Source organism: Falsiroseomonas sp. RANM36 (genome assembly GCF_056682175.1).
Map to the genome: position 1 here is coordinate 1,317,811 of NZ_JBWXTD010000003.1, position 1,669 is coordinate 1,319,479.

1 protein-coding gene and 1 pseudogene are annotated in these 1,669 nt (G+C 76.6%); both read left to right on the plus strand.

Annotated elements, in window-relative coordinates:
• Positions 1-226 (plus strand): annotated as a pseudogene (locus AC1MIR_RS11160) (hypothetical protein); the annotation flags it as partial.
• Between the two features lie 7 nt (positions 227-233).
• On the plus strand, positions 234-1,669 hold a 1,436-nt coding region (locus AC1MIR_RS11165; RefSeq protein WP_480028228.1), incomplete at its 3' end, for a sensor histidine kinase.

A 1,669-nucleotide genomic window follows, 5' to 3' on the forward strand; every position in this document is an offset into this window, starting at 1 on the left:
GGCGGCCGCCGCCTATGCCGCCGGGGCGGGGGCGGCGCGTTCGCTGCGCGCCGCCACGCCGGTCGCCACCGTCACGGCGCAGCAGAGCTTCGCCGGCGCGGATGGGCCGGTGCGGCTGCTCCCGGGCGGTCAGACCCTGCGGGGCCTCGCGATCTATGCCCTGTCGCCGGAAGGCGAGGGCGTGATGGTGGAGCCGGCGCCGGAGCCCGCGGGCACGGGCCTGTAGCCGGCCGATGCCGCTGCCGGTTGCGCCGGCCGGCCGAACAGCCGCCGCGGCGGCCCTGATCGGCGGCGTCCCGGCCTGCCTCCTGCTGGTGCTGTTGCTGGCCGGCTGGGTCGAGCCCACGCCCGGACTGCTGGCGCTGGTCGCCACGATCGGCGCGGCGCTGCTGCTGGCACGGCTCTGGCTGAGCAACCTGTGGCGGCTGCGGGAGGCGATCCGCCGCGCCGAGGCGGGCGAGGCGATGTCCGGGCCCGACGACGCCAGCCCCGCCCTGCTGCCTTCGGTCGAGGAGATCGCCGAGGCGGCGCGGCGCCTGGCGCGCAGCGTCAACGAGCGGGCCGAGCTGGTGGTGCGGCTGCGCCGCGCCGACGAGGCGATCGTCGAGCGCCTGCCCGATCCGCTGGTGGTGCTGGACCGCGGCGGCGCGGCGCGGCGCGCCAATGCCGCGGCGCGCGCCCTGTTCGGCACATCCGCCGCCGATGCGGGCGACCTGGCGGCGCTGCTGCGGCATCCCGCGCTGGCCGATGCGCTGGATGCGGCGCTGGCATCCGGCACGCCGCGCGATGTGGACATCGCGCTGCCGGTGCCGGTGGCGCGCGAGCTCAAGGTGCATGCCATCCCGATGGAGCCGCCGCTGGCCGATGGCGGGCGGCTGGTGCTGGTGCTGTCCGACCGCACGCGCGAACGCGCCCTGGACCGCACGCGCGCCGACTTCGTCGCCAACGCCAGCCACGAGCTGCGCACGCCGCTCGCCAGCCTGATCGGATTCATCGAGACCCTGCGCGGCCCGGCCAAGGGCGACACCGAGGCGGAGCAGCGCTTCCTCGGCATCATGGCCGAGCAGGCGGAGCGGATGCGCCGCCTGATCGACGACCTGCTCGGCCTGTCGCGGATCGAGATCACCGAGCACCAGCCGCCGACCGGGCGGGTGGATCTGGCCGCGCTGGCGGCGGCGGAGGCGGAGGCGATGCAGCCGATCCTCGCCGGGCGGCGCGTGCGGTTGGAGACGGATCTGGTTCCCGATGCCGTCGCGGCGCCGGCCGATGCCGAGCAGGTCGCGCAGGTGGTGCGCAACCTGCTGGACAACGCGGCGCGCTACGGCCGCGCCGGGGGAGTGGTGCGGCTCGGCGTCGCGCATGCCGAGCCCGGCGGCCGCTGGCCCGCGCGGCGCGGCGTGCTGCTGCGCGTCAGCGACGACGGCCCCGGCATCGCGAAGCATCACATCCCGCGGCTGACGGAGCGGTTCTATCGCGTGGATCGCGGCCGCTCGCGCAGCGAAGGCGGCACCGGGCTCGGCCTCGCGATCGTCAAGCATGTGGTGAACCGGCATCGCGGCCAGTTGCTGATCGAGAGCGAGGAAGGCGCCGGCGCCACCTTCACCGTCTGGCTGCCCGCCGATCCGGCGCCCACGTCGCCGGACCGCGCGTCACCTGACCGCGCGGCCGG